Origin of the sequence: Nocardia sp. CDC159 (genome assembly GCF_023740735.1) — a bacterium.
In the GTDB taxonomy this organism is placed as follows: domain Bacteria; phylum Actinomycetota; class Actinomycetes; order Mycobacteriales; family Mycobacteriaceae; genus Nocardia; species Nocardia pulmonis.
Window position 1 is genome coordinate 166334 of sequence record NZ_JAMRXH010000008.1, and the last position, 13723, is coordinate 180056.

The following is a 13723-nucleotide window of genomic DNA, read 5'->3' on the forward strand; positions in this document are numbered from 1 at the left end:
GTCGGGCGGCACCGCCGGTCCGGCGGATTCGCCTCCGGAGCCCCCCGGTCGGCGCGGCGACGAGAACCCTCTCCCGTCAGCGGGTTTGGGGCAGCGTGTCGTAGCTGACCAGGGCGGCGTCCGGCGAGAGGGTGGGTCCGGGAACCAACTGGCCGACGATCGCCCAGGGCGCGAGCCGCGGGGCTTCCTTCAGCCCGAGTATCTGCGCGGTCGCCACATCCGGTATGCCGTAGCGGATTCCGTTGTCGCCGATGTAGAACAGGCCGTCGCGCCGCACGCTGCTCGGGTCCATGCCCGTGGTCTGAACGAACTCCCCCGTCGACGGCCGGACATAGACGTTGTCGACGTGGTTGCCGTCGCCGGTCGCGGTGGCCAATTCCACTGGTTTCGCCGATTCCGGAATGGGCAGCCGCGATCCCACCAGCAGCGACACCACAGCCCGGTCGGCCGGATCATCGGCGAGCGTCTCCTTCTTTGCCGGGGCACCGACGTTCTTCCCCCACGTCACGCAGGCCACGGGGGCATCCTCGCCGGAGATGATCTTCGGGATCTGCGTCGGGAAGTGCTCGACCTGCAGATGCTCGACCACCCGCACCCCGTCGAGCGCGTCCGGTGGAACGCTCTTGATCTCGCTCATCCCCTGGGAATCGGCATTGCGGATCAACTGGGCGGTGAACGGAGCTATGCGCTGCACACCGTCGGCCAGCACCACATAGAGGTCGGGCTGTCCGAGGCCGTCCACCGAGATCACGCCGCCGACCGGAACATTCGACAGCCGTCCGGGACCGGGACTGCCCGCCTGCGCGATCGCGGGCGGGGTCAGCGGCGGGACCGCGGTCGCGGCATCGAGCAGCGCGGTCCCGGCCGGACGGGGCGGATGGGTGGCCAGACCCAGGGTCCGAGCTACGACGGAGTTGCCGGCATCCACCTCCGCACGCTTGCCTTCGTAGATCAGATAGGTCTTGTCGGCGTGACGCACGAGGACCGCCTCGCCGGGGCCGGCGACGCGAATTCGCTCGCTCAGCGCCGGTCGCCCGCTCGCGATGGTGGTCGTGGTGCCCGCCCCCGGGGTGAGGCGACCGGTCGCCGACAACTTCACCGCCTCACACAGCGTCCAGTCCGATCGCTTCCCCTGCCCGGAGCCCGGCAGCGCGGCCGGCGCGCCTGGAATGCCGAGCATCGGACCGCGCGGCATCGAACCGAGTTTGTTGTCCTTCACCGACTTCGGGCCCTCACTGCTGCCGCTGATCAGCCGGGCGGAGGCCAGATTCAGCACCGGATGCAGAGTGGTGTTGCCGGCCTTGTCGGCGACCACCACATAGAGCGCGCCGCTGTCTTTACCCATGACGATTTTGGCGTCTCCGATGGCGCCCTGGGGCCGCAGGAATGCCAGGATCGCGGCGCCTGCCACCACCAGTAGTCCAAGGATGGCGCCGACGACCAGCGAGCGGGTCTGCGAGCGCATCGGATCGTGCAGCATCCGCACATCCCGGCGCACCAGGGCATGATCGAGTCGACGTAGCAGAAAGCGGTATCCATTGACCTGCTGACGGGTGGTCAACTGTGCCGGCACCGGAACTCCCTCGAACGGTAGATCTTTGTCGCGACTCGCGGGCGCAACCGCCGTCTGCGGGAAAAGCCTATGCGGAAGCCGAGCCATGCCGCCACCCGCGCCGGAAACGGGTAACGTATTTGCGAGCCGGTCAACCACTGCGCGAACCGGCATGTGGAAACGGCGCGTTCGACCTTGCAGGGCAAACTATCGTGAACAACACTGTGAAAGACCGGTGACATGGTCGAAGAAGCGATCGTCTATACCGGTCCGCTATCCGGTTCTTCGAATTCCGGCGCACAGCCGCCCCCGCCCGGCGAGAACGGACACCGGGCGCTGCGGTCGCGGCCGGCGCTGAGCGATCAGGATTTCTGGCTCTTCCGCGACTTTCCCCTGCACCTCGTGGTGCCCGTGGCGCTGCTGGCCGCCGTGGCGACCTGGGTGGCATTGGTCTTCGATCTGCCCATCGCCGCTGTCGCCGCCATCGGCGCGGTGGTGCTCGTGCTCGGGCTGGCTCCGGTGCGACGCAAGGCGCCGCGGTCCTGTGCCGGAATGGTCGCCGGCGCACTGGCTTTCCGGTGGTACCGGATGCGGCAGAGTTCGATCACCGAGGGATCGGAGCCGTTCGACGTGCCGCTGCCGGAGGGCGGCAGTTACGGCGTGCGCTGGGACGGCGACCGGGTGATCACCGTGCTCCGGATCGAGCCGCCACCGGACACGATGACCTTCCTGCGCCCCGGCTCGCTGGGTACGGAGCGGATGCTCCCGCTCACCGAAATCGCGCGCTGTCTCACGCAATTCGATATCACCCTCGCCTCGATAGACATCGTCAGCATAGGGGCGCGGACCGCGAGCAACGGGGCGGTGGCCCAGCTCTACGACCGCATCCTCGGACCGTTGCCCGCCATCGCCCGCCGCACGGTCTGGCTCGTGTTGCGGCTGGATCCGCTCGCCAATGCCGAGGCCGTGGACAACCGCGGCGGCGGTGGCGCCGGCGCGCTGCGCACGGCCATCATCGCCACCCGCCGAGTCGCCAATCGACTTGCCGCGCGTGACATCACGGTCTCGGTGCTCACCGCGGGCGAAATCAACAGTGCGGTACGGCAGATCACCAGCGGAATCGCGTTGGACCGGATCACCGAGACGCCGAACTCGGTGCAGGACGACGGATTACATCTGACCAGTTACTCGATCGGCAAGGAGCTGCTCACCCCTCGCGGCTTCGCCGAACTGTGGGCGACACCGAGCCTGGCGACCGCGATCACGCTGCGGTTGCGACCGGTCCCGCCGCGCCCAGGCGGGCGCGACGACCGGTCGCCTGCGATCGCCCTCACCGCCGTGGCCCGCTTCGACACCCTCGCCGACGCCGAGGAACCACCGGTCGCGGGCCTGCGGCCACTGCCGGGACAACAGCTGCGCGCGTTGCTGGACACCCTGCCGATCGGCACGCCGAGCCAGGGCCAGGCCGACGAACACCGCGGCCTGCTCGACGCGCTGGCCGACATCACCATCCCCACGGCGGGCTGCGGTCAGCTGATCGGCGCCGATCTGAGCGGACAGGGCATCGCGGTGCCGCTGATCGGTGAGGGCACCCGCCACCTGGAGGTCATCGGCGCACTCGATCTTGCGCAGCAGGTGGTGCTGCGAGCGGTCGCGCTGGGCGCCCACACGGTGGTGCACACCGTCCGACCCGAGGCATGGCACAGCATGGTCGGGGGTGTGGCCGCGCCCCATGCGCTGTCGCTGGCGCCACGCTCGGCCGGCGCCAGCCATCATCCGCCGACACCGGTCGTGCAGCCCGGCGCGCCCTATCCCCCGACCACGGTGGTCGTATTCGACGGCATCGCCCCGACCTCGCTCGCGGGTGGGGCGACGATCATCTACGTGCACGACCCGCACGAGACCGCCGGCCCGTTCGACGCCGACGTCACACTGGTGCAGGATCCGTCGTCGCCGAATCTGATCACGGTGCGGACGCCGGCGGCCAGCGCGACCGTGCACATGGTCACCACGCCGGACGAGATGCGTTACATCGGCGAGTCGCTGGCTGCCAGTCGGTAGTCGGGCGGGCCGGTCGCGAATGACGTATACGCGAGGCAACCGATGATTCTCGAGTGCCCTGGCGTCCACATCGGTTGAGTTATCCGAACAAAAGCGACGGCCGGTCGGAGAAAGCCTCCAACCGGCCGTCGTCGTTCGAGCGGACTCAGAAAGCGGCGAAACCGTCGCCAACCTTGCCATCGGCCTCGAGCGCCAGATGCTTGGCGTTCTCCACCTCGGCGGCCAATCGGTCCAGCGTGGTGAGGGTGTCGCCCAGTTCTTCGTTCACATTCTTGTGAGCAGCCGTGAACGCGGTCTGGGCCTTCTCGCCCTCCAGGTTGTTCAGGAAATTGTTCGCGGCCGTCTGCAGCGCGTCGATCTCGCCCTGAATCTTGCTTCCGTTGTTCTTCAGCTCGTCGAACAGCCGGTCCATCGCGCCCGGATCATACTTGATCTCTTCGGTAGGCATATTTCAATTCCTTTCAGTTGGTGATGTGCGAATGGTCCGGACAATCACATGGGGAGGTTGGTGCTGCGGGGGCCGCTGGCAGCTGCGACGGAATTACCGTTGAAGCTCCCCTGGTCCATGTTCACGAGGGTGTTCTTGCCCTGGTCCACAGCCGCCTGCAGCTCGTCGAGCTTCTTGTTCAAGCGCTCGGCCTCGTCGCTCCAACTCTTCGACACCTGCATGAACGTGTCGTTGGCCTGGCCCTTCCAGCCGGCTCGCACCTCGTCGGCAGCGGCGTCAACCGCATTCACGGAAGCCCGGAGGTTGTTGATCGCGGACTCCATCTCCTTGACGACGCCGTCAATACCGCCAGTATTTACTCCAACAGCGCTTGTCATCTTCTTATCCCTTTCATCATGAATGTTTCATCGAGATCGATGCGATCTCACCGGTTGTGGGGAACGGATCGCGGTGTTGTCCTACGGTTGCAGCCACCTCTCCCCGGGCAGAGTTTCGATCAGCGCCGAGATCGCCTGGGCGATCCGGTGATCCGTGCCCGGTGTGACCGTGGACCAGATCCGCTGGTCCGGAGCGATCCCGGGGGCAGCGACGAGCCGGCCGCGGCCGGTGTCGTACACCGCGACCGCCCCGGGCGATCTGGTGGCAATGCCATCGCCGTGCGCGTAGGCCACGATTTCGGCATAGGCGTAACAGGATTCGAAGGCCAGGCCCAACGTGGTGGCGTCCCGGCCGGACACGCCGAGGGCGTAGAGGGCGTCGGCGTAGTCGCCGGTGGTGGTGGCCGCGTCCAGCCGCCGGCTCAGTTCGTCCGCGAGCGCGGTGCAGCTCTCGACTTCGGCCGGCGCACACGTTCCCAGCGCGGCCAGCATTGGGCGTGCCAGCGCCGTCCCGGAGCCGTCGCACCAGATGGGCTGAATGACGAAGGTGTCGTCGGTCCGCACCGCGACGGCATGCTGTTCACCGCGGCGCACCAGGCATACCCGGACCGAGCGGGTCGCTCCCTCCTCGGAGTCCTTGGGACGCACGAAGATCCGCGCCACCAGTTCCCGGTCCGGTTGAGCCAGTGCGTACATGGCCAGCGCGAGGTCGGGCTCCACCTCACCATAGGAGTCGAACACCCCGGACTCGGTCAGCTGCGCGACCGCGGCCTCCTGCGCTCGCGCCCACTCCGAGAAGGAGTCGTGCCGCGGCGCGACCGCGAGGACCAAGGGCAGCGTCTGCACCCGCAGCCGTTCGGCCACCGCGAACAACCCCTCGTTGGTCAGAGTGGCCATCACGACTCCCCTCGGTCGGGGATCGCCCGTCCGGCCTCCGGTGCCGCGGCGGGCGCCGCCGTCTCCGGCGGCGCGCCCAAAACCGCCGGAGCGCTGACGATTCCGCCCTCGAGGCCGATCACGTCGGCCCCCTCTGCCACCAGTCCGGCCCGATGTTCCTCGTCGGTCTGCGCTGCCGCTGCCGCCGCGGCGCCGGGTGGTACGGCGGCCGGCATCGGCGTCGCGGGCTCGCCCACCGGCACCGTAATCTGCTGCGGCACCCGGACTTCCGACGCTTGGCCGGATTGCGCGTAGACAGGAGCGCGGTATTCGGTCTTGACCGGGGCCACGGGAGTGGGCCCCATGCCGAAACCGGCAGGCATGGCGGGCATTCCGGTCGGCACCGTCGCGGTCGGCGGTTGCGGCAGCGGCGTACCGCCACGCTCGGCCTCGAGCGAGGCGCCGGCGGTGAGCACCGGTGGCTCGGTGTGCGCCCAGGGGGTGGCCAGCGGCTCGGTCGCCGCCTCGTAGACGCGCATCACCCGGGACGCGGTGGCCTTGGCGGCATCGGCCTCGGTATCGGTGGCCGCGGCCACCGCCTTGATCGGCGCACCCATCGCGGCACCGATCTGCTCGATGGATCGCTGCACGGCCTCGATGGCCGCGATATGGGCCGCGTTGGGCATGGTCAACCGGGCCAACTCGTAGGCGGCAGCCTGCGCCTCGGCCTTGGCGGCATTGCTGCCGGCGGCGACCGCGGCGTCGGCCAGCCAATCCCGCAGCTTCGCAACCTGTTGGTGCACGGACTCACTGGCCGAGGACTGCCAGGCGCCGCGCAGGGTGGCGATGATCTGCTCGTACTCGATCGCGGCGGCGCCGAAGCCGACGGCCAGGCGCGCCCAGGCCAGGCCCGCCTCGGCCATGGGCACCGGCCCCGGGCCGGTGGTCAGATCCTGCGCCAGCCGACCTGCCTCGCGGGCCTCCCAAATCACCCCGGTGAAACCGGGTTTCGGGGGCTCGATCATCGTGGCACCTCGGTTCAGGCCGATCGGGCAGCGCCGCCGAGGCCGGCGGCGCTGTCGTTTTCCACTCGACCGAAATAGCTCACCTGGGCGCGCAGCGACGCGGCGAGCTTCCGCAGTTCGAGGATGCCGGCGTTGGCGGTTTCGGAGAACGAGCCGGCCACACCGTTCATCGTCTCCGCGGCACGCACCGACACCTCGTCCACGCCCGCGGCGGGGACGGTGAGCGCCGGCTCGTCCGCTCGCAGGTCATCCTCCAACCGCTGCGCGAGCGCATCCAGACGAGCGGCCGCATCGGTAGCCGCGGCCGGGTCGAAGCTCAGGCCCGCGAAGTTCACCGTCTCGACCATGACAACCTCTCTCTCGAGTCGTATTTCCGCAACCCGCTACAGCGTCAATTCCTTGTCGGGTGGCGGTTCCGGCGTTTGTCCGCCCACACCGACCACCGGTACCGAGACCCCTTCGATCGGACCGACGACCTCGTCGCCGTTGCGTCCGGTTACCAGGAAATCGGCATGTTGGTCCGCATCGTTATCGCCGGTCGCGCGCGCTCCGGCCGCCGCCGCACCGGCCGCGCCCAGCGGCATCATGCCGGCACCGGCAGTGGAGGCCATCGGGGCCGGCGATGCCGCGACCGACCCGCCGCCGACCGATCCCGCGCCCAAACCCGTTGCGCCCGGCAGACTTCCGACACCCCCGGCGACCCGGGTACCGGCCCACGGGCTCAGGGGTGCGGGGGCAGCGCCGACCGCGCCGCCCACACCGCCGCCGATGCCGCCGCCACCACCGCCACCACCGCCGCGCGCTGCGCCGCTGAGCTTGCTCGCCACGGCCGTGCGATCGCGTTCGGCCGCGTCGACCGGCTGCGGTGCGAGCAGCGACTTGTTGGCGGCGGCCAATTGCGACGCGGACTGCACACCGCTCTGCGCCATGGTGGCCAGGGGTTGGATCAGCTGCATCAGCTGCTGCAGATTCTGGGCGGCGTTCACACCGGTGGGCGGCTTGGTGATCTTGACCTTGGTGCCCGCCTTGGTCATGTTCGCCGAGTGGATGGTCATCTCGCCGCGCGTCTTGGCCACGATTCCGAGCGCCTCGAGAATGCTTTCGATCGTGGACGCCAGCAGGAAGCCCTGCCCGGGCGGGGTCCCCAGGAACGGCGCTGTCATGGCGACCGTGGTCGTGTACTTCCCGATGACGGCCGTCATCAACGCACCGCCGGTCGCGACCGAGCCGGCCGCACTGGTGAGGATCCCGTGTTGCTCGGTGCTCTGGCCCGCGAGCTGACCCGCGTTCTGCTGTGCCTCGGCCTGTTTCGCGGCGGCCTGCTGAGCGGCCATGCCCTGCCAGAGCGCCATCGCCGCCTGCAGCGCCGACATGCCGAGCTGCATGACGCTCTGCATTCCGGTGGTGACCGCCTGCAGCATCTGGGTGGGATCGGCGGGCGGTGGGGGCGGGGCGTTCTGGGGTGCACCGGGTGCGCCCGTCGGCTTCGGCTCGCCGGGCGCCGGCGCGGCCGCGGGCGCCGAGCCACCGGGGAATTGGCCGGTTCCGAACGCGGCCGCCATATCCGTGAGCGGTTTGGCCAGGGCGGCCAGGTCTATCACGGGCAGCGGCGGCATGTCCGGAAGCGGTGGAGCGGGCGGCACATTCGGCAACTGCGGCAAACCCAAATTGCTCAGAATCTGGCCAACCGGCTGGTCGAGCATCGGGGCGAGCGCACTGCCTCGCAGCAGATCCAGCACGGTCGGATCCACGGGTGCCGTCATAGCGAGTCGCCGACCTTGCCGACCTTCGCGGCGGAGCCCGCGTCGGTCGTCTCGTAGGTGGCCGCACCCTCGTAGGCGGTCACGGCCGTGCCCGCGTGCACCGCGGCCAGTTCACTTACGGACGCTAGATGGTTGGCCTGCGCGTAGGCGAACGACAGCAGGAAGTCCTGACCGATCAGTCCGAAGACCGGCACCGCGGCGGCCATGGTGGCGGCCTGGTCGACGGCGCCGACGGTGGCAGTGGTGGCGGCCATCGCGGCCGAAGCGTCTCCGTACCGACGAATCGCGTCCGGCGTAGCAGCTACAACGTCCATCGGAAACCCCGCTCAGTAAGACAATTGATTCGATCTCATCGTAAGCAGACCCACCGACAGCGCGCTACGGCTCGGGACCCCCAGGAACCCTGGGCAGCGCCTGGGTGATTGTAAAATTACGCTCCCTTGATCTCCTCGTTGAACTCGTTGATCATATCCGCACGAGTGGTGAAGGCCGCACGGGCGGCGGCCATTGCCGCCGCAACGAGCGCGCTTTCGAATTCGGCCGGAGACAACCGCGAAATCGACTCGGAGAGTTCGAGATCCAATAACGCGCCGTTGCCGTCGACTTCGGCGATCACCATGTCGTCCGGTGAGCTCTCCCGGGCGCGGATGCCGGTCATCCGATCGTTGAGGTCGAGCATCCGGTTCAGCCGTTGCCGCACACTGGCTTCCAGTTCGTCCATCGTCTCGAACACGACGCTCGGTTCCTTCCTACACCGACCGCAGCCAGCTCTGCGGCTCGGTCTCGTATTCGTCTTCCTCCAACTGCTCCTGCCGGGCCACCTCTTCGCGGGTGGGCAGGCCCATCATCCGGAGCGCCTCCGGATCGACACCGGCAGCCTCGAATTCCGTTCGACGCGCCAGCGCGGCCCGATTGGCCGCCTGCCGGCACAGCCGAACGATCTCGGCCGCCAGCTCCCGGGGATTGCGCCGCAACTCGGCAGGTTCAACCGAAATGCCAAGGGGCAGGCCCTGGTCCGTGGTGCGCACCGTGATGGTGCCGCTGCGGGAGGTGGCGGTCCATTCGACCGGTCCGCTCGGCTTGTCGTTGTTCATCCGATCCCCCGTCCGTGTGCTCCGCGCGTCCCCGTCAGCGTACTCGGCACGCGATCACCTCCGTTCGTCCTTGATCGCGCGAATGATCTCCGCGATTCGGCCGTTGATCAAGGAGATCATCCGCTTGTCGTCGGACGGGCGGGCCACCGGGGGATGCTGATCATCGATCACATAACGCCCGTCGCCCTCCAGATCCCGCCACGTCAACCGATGCCGGGTGAGACCGCGCGGACCGAAGATCGAACGCCCCTGCTCGATATCGATGCTCCCCGTGCACACCGGGACGGTATCGAGGAACCGCTGTGCCCGATCGGTCACCGTCTCGTCGAACGAGTCGTGCACCGCGGACCGACCGACCGAGAAGTCCAATTCGTCGGTGCCGCCCCGCTCCGGCAGGATGAGATCGTTCCCTTTCCCCGGGCCGGCCGCGGGCAGCGCGGCGACCAGATCGTCCGCCAGGGCCACGGCACCGCCCTCGGTGACCGTGAAACCGCTGGCGTCCCAGTATGTTCCACCCGTTTCCTGAATGATCAGCCAGCCTCGATCACCACGCCGGGCAGCACGAATCCGGACGAGGCCCTTGGGCTCGCGCGGTTTCCGGCCGTCCCAGCCGTTGACGGCGATCCAGATGTCGGGCTGCGCGAACGCCGCCAGTACTTCGCCGAAATACGGATCCAGTTCCCGTCGCAGGCGTTCCCGCGCCTCCAGCCGCATCTTCTCGAACTCGTCGATGGTGTCCATGCGATTGGTGTAGAAGAACGGCCACGGCAGTCGATCCCCGGTGGCGTCCTGCCAGAGGACGTAGAAGTCGAACCCGGAGAACTTCCAGCTGCGGCTCATTTCTCGACGACTGGTTTGGCCACGACCGGTGGGGTGCCGAGCGCCTCGTCCAGATGCTCTGTGGAGTCGAGGAATTCGGCTCGCTTGCGCTCCTTGGCGCCCTGACCCGCACCGGCACCGGCCCCGGCGGGCCCCATACCGGGCGCGCCCATCGGTGCGCCGCCCGCGGCGATTCCGGCACGGCCGGTTCCCACGGCGGTCTCCGCGGCGCCGGTGACCGACGCCCGCGGAAACAATCGCGATGCCTGCAACACGCTCTGCGGTCCGCCGGCGGCGCCTGCGCCACCACCGCCTTTGCCCGCACCGCCGCCGCCGGCGCCGCCACCACCCTTGCCGCTCTTGGCGGCATCGCGCGCGGATTCGGCCAGCCCGGCCAGGGACGACAGCGGCGGCATGCCCGCGGCCAACCCCTTCTGAGCCTCCTGCAGGCCCTGCTGCGCCGCCTGCTGGGCGGCCTGCAGGCCCTGCTGCAGCGCCTGCTGCGCCTGCTGCATCGCCTGCTGGGTGGCTTGCTGGGCGGCCTGCTGCTGAGCACGCCGCTCCGCCTGCTTCTGCGCCTCCTCCTGACGTTTGTAATAGTCCTCGAGGCGTTTGCGGTTCTCGGCGTCGCGTTCGCGAGCCTCCCGCTCCAGCCGTTCCTTCTCCTTACGGGCTTGTTCCTCGAGCCGCTTCTGATCGGGGCTGAACTCCTTGCGCGGCTGGCCCTTCCCGGCGCCGCCGCCACCGCCGCCGCCCCCGCCACTGCCACTGCCCGAGCCGGACCCGTCCTTGCCACCCCCGCCGGTGTCCTTGCCGCCGCCGCGGTCACCGGGATCGCCGCTGACTCCCTGAATTCCCGTGGGCGGCACGAGGTCGGGAATGACGCCCGAGATGCCGACGCCGGGCAGGTACCAGTTGTTGAAGGCGTCGTTGGCCTGCCGGGTCCACGCGTTCTCTTCTTCGGGGGTGGGCTTGTCCTTGGTGGGCATGTTGTACACCACCACGGCCGTCCACCCCGAACCGTTCACGAGATTGTTCCCGATCGTGTTCATGGTCTGAGCCAATTGCCGACCGTGGCCGGACAACCGATTGATCGCGCCCGTCGCCGCGTCCGCGCCTTGGCCCTCCCAACCGAGCTTCTTCAGCGATTCGATGTTGTTGTCCAAATCGCTGAATGCGGTTTGTATACCGGAGGCCATGCGCAGCCAGGCATTACCCATCTCCGCCAGGAAGACCGGCTTTCCGGACAACGACTGACCCAGGCTGAGCGCCCGAGCATAGTCGAGGTAATCCGGTGGTTCGGGGCTGATCTTGACCGTTGTGGTGCCTTTGTCCCCCGGCTTGAATCTGGGCTCCAACTGCAATGGCCGCTTGCGGTCGGCGTTGTTCGCCCAGTCCGGGAGCCGGCCGTTGTCGTCTCGCCACTGCCCTCGGTACACACCCTCGGTTTCCAAGTAGCGGCGATTGCGCTCCACCTGCCGGATCTTGTCCTGCATGGTGGTCGTACCAGCGCTGTCCCTCTTTATCCTGTTGAACTTGTCCGCCGCACTACCATCGGCGTTCGCCATCACCCTGCCGCCCGCGACGAGCGCCTCCCCCATATCCGCGAGCGCCTTCTTGTAAGCGGGAATGATCTCGTTGAGCAATTTCGCGGCAATATCGGTGTAGGCGTTGGCCAGCAACCTGCCGGAGGGCAGATTGCCGAAGAAGAGGCCGGCCTGCCCCCGATCGGTTCCCGCGGTGAAATTTGTCATGGACCCGTAGGATCCGGATCGGTTCTTGTCCGAGGCCGCGGTATCGATGACGGTGATGGCATCGCCCACATAGGTGGCCGCCGATTGGATGATCCCTTCGGGAACCCGAATTCGGTACGAGCCGTTCAGGGCGCGATTCCGCAGATCTCGCCATGGTTCGTCGGCCATTGCTCACCCCTCACTGAATCGGAAAATCGGCGGCCGCACTCGTCTGGCGCTGGTGGAAACGTTGTTCGAAACCCTCGGCATAGACGGACGGCGCGACCGACGAGGAGGACTGTTCGATCACTCCGTCGTCGGCGATGTAGAAGATGGCCCGGCCGACAGCGATCTCACCCGGCCGGGTCGGGACGAACACCATCCAGCCGACACTGAGGCGTTCGGCGACGAGTTCGTCCAGCGGATAGCGGGAGTCGTCGATGCCGAGGCCGCGAATGTGCTCGCGCACCAGGGTTATCGCGTGTTCCTCCGCGATCGGCTCGGGAACCGTTGTCACCAGGCCGGCGAGTGACAGCTGGTACAGCGCCCCATCGATGTCGTCGGCGGGATCGGTGAACACCGCCGTGAGCGTGTTGCGGGTGACCACACCGGCCTCGGCCGCAGCTACCAGATTCGCCGCTGCCGACCGCTGCTCGTCGGTCGGATCGGAACTGATCACACCGCATACGACATCGATCACGGTGTCGGCCGTCCACACCCCGGGGACCGCGGCGCTGATCCGGTCCGAGGTCGGGGAGTCGCCGCGATACCAGCTGCCGTGGTCCCACCAGTAGCAGAAGGACAGCATCCCTCGTGCCGCGCGCGGGTTCAGCACCTGGTTGGCAACCCAATCCGGGGCTCCCGCATAAAGATCCGGCATCGGCGCTCCGTCGTTGTACGCGGCCTCGAGCTCCGGGGCGTTCCAGACGCCGCCCGACAGTACGGCCCGCCCGCCGGGCAGGACGTACAGGGTGGAACCGCTGCGCGAGGCGCCCTCGAACACCCCCAGCGCGGGCAGGATGCGCGGGCCCCATTCGGATCCGACCGCGACGAAGGCCGCCGCGATCGTCGCCCATCGGGCCCACAGCACCGGCAGCACCGGAAAATCGTCTTCCGACCGCACCGGGCCGATGTTCGCTTCGCGATCGGTCCGGGACTGTTGCGCCGCCTGCTGCGGTGAGCGCCACTGCCGATTGTCGTGGCCGATGTAGGCGGCCAGCCACACCGGCAACCGGTTTCGCGGATATACCTGCAGGTCCGCCTGGTACGCCTCGGGCACCAACAGCTGATCGTCCGGGAAGGGCTCGTCGCCGTAGTCGTAATCGGCCTCCAGCTGACCGGTGACATCGAGCCGAAGGGCCAGCCGCCACCAGGGGCCGTCGCCGAGTTGCGCGGACACCTCGCGTTGCAGCCGCACCAGCTCCACCACGTCGTCGGGGGGATCGTTGCGGGCGACCCGTCCGGACTCGTCGAAGTAGAGGACGTACATCACGCCACCGGCAACGGTGACGGAGAAGACCGCCTCCAGGCGCTGCCAGCCCTCCGGACCGGCGACCGCGAGTTCGCGGGCGATCTGGTGGGTGAGTTCGGTCGCCTGCGCCTCGATCGACTGCTCGGCCGAGGGGGTTTCGGTGGGGGCCGCAGCGGACTCGTCCGCGTCACCGCCGGACGCGTCCGTGGCATCGGTGACCGGTCCGTCGAATGCCGCGGCGGCGCCCGGCGGCGCCGCGTCGGAGGCGTCCACCGGGTCGGAGCCACCCATCCGGAAGGTGACGTCCGGCGCCTCTTCGGCTCCCGACGGCTTGTCCTGCTGCGGATCCTTCATGCGGTTAGACCTTCCTCATCGCTACGGCGAGCGCGCGATACACACAGTTATGGGGCCATATTGCCGTGCGGGCATTTTTCACGCCAGACGGCAGTGTCGGGGTGATCGGAACGGGCCGACGGTGCGGCGACCGAGATACGTTGCCATGGC

14 protein-coding genes are annotated in these 13723 nt (G+C 68.4%); 1 reads left to right on the forward strand and 13 read right to left on the reverse strand.

Annotation, left to right across the window (positions count from 1 at the left end; translation table 11 throughout):
- Window positions 1-76: 76 nt before the first annotated feature.
- Window positions 77-1573, reverse strand: a complete 1497-nt coding sequence (eccB, locus tag NDR87_RS19615; protein ID WP_251914413.1) for a type VII secretion protein EccB — start codon at window positions 1571-1573, stop codon at window positions 77-79.
- Between the two features lie 219 nt (window positions 1574-1792).
- On the opposite strand from eccB, the gene eccE reads away from it, so the two are divergent.
- A complete protein-coding gene (eccE, locus tag NDR87_RS19620) occupies window positions 1793-3613 on the forward strand; it encodes a type VII secretion protein EccE (protein ID WP_251914412.1) in 1821 nt (606 codons plus the stop codon).
- A gap of 145 nt (window positions 3614-3758) precedes the next feature.
- Here the strand turns inward: eccE and NDR87_RS19625 are convergent, their stop codons facing one another.
- The 12 genes from NDR87_RS19625 to NDR87_RS19680 form a co-directional block, all read right to left on the reverse strand.
- The gene (locus NDR87_RS19625) at window positions 3759-4061 is read right to left on the reverse strand and encodes a WXG100 family type VII secretion target (RefSeq protein WP_251914411.1); all 303 of its coding nucleotides are present in this window, start codon (window positions 4059-4061) and stop codon (window positions 3759-3761) included.
- A 44-nt stretch (window positions 4062-4105) separates the two neighbouring features.
- Window positions 4106-4438 (reverse strand): WXG100 family type VII secretion target, encoded by a 333-nt coding sequence (locus NDR87_RS19630; RefSeq protein WP_251914410.1) that lies wholly within the window; start codon window positions 4436-4438, stop codon window positions 4106-4108.
- A gap of 81 nt (window positions 4439-4519) precedes the next feature.
- Window positions 4520-5335, reverse strand: coding sequence for an ESX secretion-associated protein EspG (locus NDR87_RS19635; RefSeq protein ID WP_251914409.1), 816 nt, complete (start codon window positions 5333-5335; stop codon window positions 4520-4522).
- The gene (locus NDR87_RS19640) at window positions 5335-6339 is read right to left on the reverse strand and encodes a PPE domain-containing protein (RefSeq protein ID WP_251914408.1); all 1005 of its coding nucleotides are present in this window, start codon (window positions 6337-6339) and stop codon (window positions 5335-5337) included. The genes NDR87_RS19635 and NDR87_RS19640 overlap by 1 nt, the downstream gene beginning before the upstream one ends.
- A gap of 14 nt (window positions 6340-6353) precedes the next feature.
- Window positions 6354-6686, reverse strand: coding sequence for a PE domain-containing protein (locus NDR87_RS19645; RefSeq protein WP_251914407.1), 333 nt, complete (start codon window positions 6684-6686; stop codon window positions 6354-6356).
- 36 nt (window positions 6687-6722) lie between these two features.
- Entirely contained in the window at window positions 6723-8102 is a 1380-nt protein-coding gene (locus NDR87_RS19650) for a hypothetical protein (RefSeq protein ID WP_251914406.1), read from the reverse strand.
- Entirely contained in the window at window positions 8099-8416 is a 318-nt protein-coding gene (locus NDR87_RS19655; RefSeq protein ID WP_251914405.1) for a type VII secretion target, read from the reverse strand. Before NDR87_RS19655 ends, NDR87_RS19650 begins: the two co-directional genes overlap by 4 nt.
- A gap of 116 nt (window positions 8417-8532) precedes the next feature.
- Window positions 8533-8835: a YbaB/EbfC family nucleoid-associated protein gene (locus NDR87_RS19660; RefSeq protein ID WP_251914404.1), complete on the reverse strand. Its 303-nt coding sequence runs from the start codon at window positions 8833-8835 to the stop codon at window positions 8533-8535.
- Between the two features lie 16 nt (window positions 8836-8851).
- Window positions 8852-9196 carry a hypothetical protein gene (locus NDR87_RS19665; RefSeq protein ID WP_251914403.1) on the reverse strand — a complete coding sequence of 115 codons (345 nt, stop codon included), beginning with the start codon at window positions 9194-9196 and terminating at the stop codon, window positions 8852-8854.
- Between the two features lie 54 nt (window positions 9197-9250).
- Window positions 9251-10036 carry an ESX secretion-associated protein EspG gene (locus tag NDR87_RS19670; protein WP_251914402.1) on the reverse strand — a complete coding sequence of 262 codons (786 nt, stop codon included), beginning with the start codon at window positions 10034-10036 and terminating at the stop codon, window positions 9251-9253.
- The gene (locus NDR87_RS19675) at window positions 10033-11937 is read right to left on the reverse strand and encodes a WXG100 family type VII secretion target (RefSeq protein ID WP_251914401.1); all 1905 of its coding nucleotides are present in this window, start codon (window positions 11935-11937) and stop codon (window positions 10033-10035) included. Before NDR87_RS19675 ends, NDR87_RS19670 begins: the two co-directional genes overlap by 4 nt.
- 10 nt (window positions 11938-11947) lie before the next feature.
- Window positions 11948-13573: a hypothetical protein gene (locus tag NDR87_RS19680; RefSeq protein WP_251914400.1), complete on the reverse strand. Its 1626-nt coding sequence runs from the start codon at window positions 13571-13573 to the stop codon at window positions 11948-11950.
- Window positions 13574-13723 lie beyond the last annotated feature (150 nt).

Coding starts and splice junctions, on each gene's coding strand:
- eccE (WP_251914412.1), top strand. CDS start 1,793: ATGGTCGAAGAAGCGATCGTCTATACCGGTCCGCTATCCGGTTCTTCG.
- NDR87_RS19625 (WP_251914411.1), bottom strand. CDS start 4,061: ATGCCTACCGAAGAGATCAAGTATGATCCGGGCGCGATGGACCGGCTG.
- NDR87_RS19630 (WP_251914410.1), bottom strand. CDS start 4,438: ATGACAAGCGCTGTTGGAGTAAATACTGGCGGTATTGACGGCGTCGTC.
- NDR87_RS19635 (WP_251914409.1), bottom strand. CDS start 5,335: ATGGCCACTCTGACCAACGAGGGGTTGTTCGCGGTGGCCGAACGGCTG.
- NDR87_RS19640 (WP_251914408.1), bottom strand. CDS start 6,339: ATGATCGAGCCCCCGAAACCCGGTTTCACCGGGGTGATTTGGGAGGCC.
- NDR87_RS19645 (WP_251914407.1), bottom strand. CDS start 6,686: ATGGTCGAGACGGTGAACTTCGCGGGCCTGAGCTTCGACCCGGCCGCG.
- NDR87_RS19650 (WP_251914406.1), bottom strand. CDS start 8,102: ATGACGGCACCCGTGGATCCGACCGTGCTGGATCTGCTGCGAGGCAGT.
- NDR87_RS19655 (WP_251914405.1), bottom strand. CDS start 8,416: ATGGACGTTGTAGCTGCTACGCCGGACGCGATTCGTCGGTACGGAGAC.
- NDR87_RS19665 (WP_251914403.1), bottom strand. CDS start 9,196: ATGAACAACGACAAGCCGAGCGGACCGGTCGAATGGACCGCCACCTCC.
- NDR87_RS19670 (WP_251914402.1), bottom strand. CDS start 10,036: ATGAGCCGCAGCTGGAAGTTCTCCGGGTTCGACTTCTACGTCCTCTGG.
- NDR87_RS19675 (WP_251914401.1), bottom strand. CDS start 11,937: ATGGCCGACGAACCATGGCGAGATCTGCGGAATCGCGCCCTGAACGGC.
- NDR87_RS19680 (WP_251914400.1), bottom strand. CDS start 13,573: ATGAAGGATCCGCAGCAGGACAAGCCGTCGGGAGCCGAAGAGGCGCCG.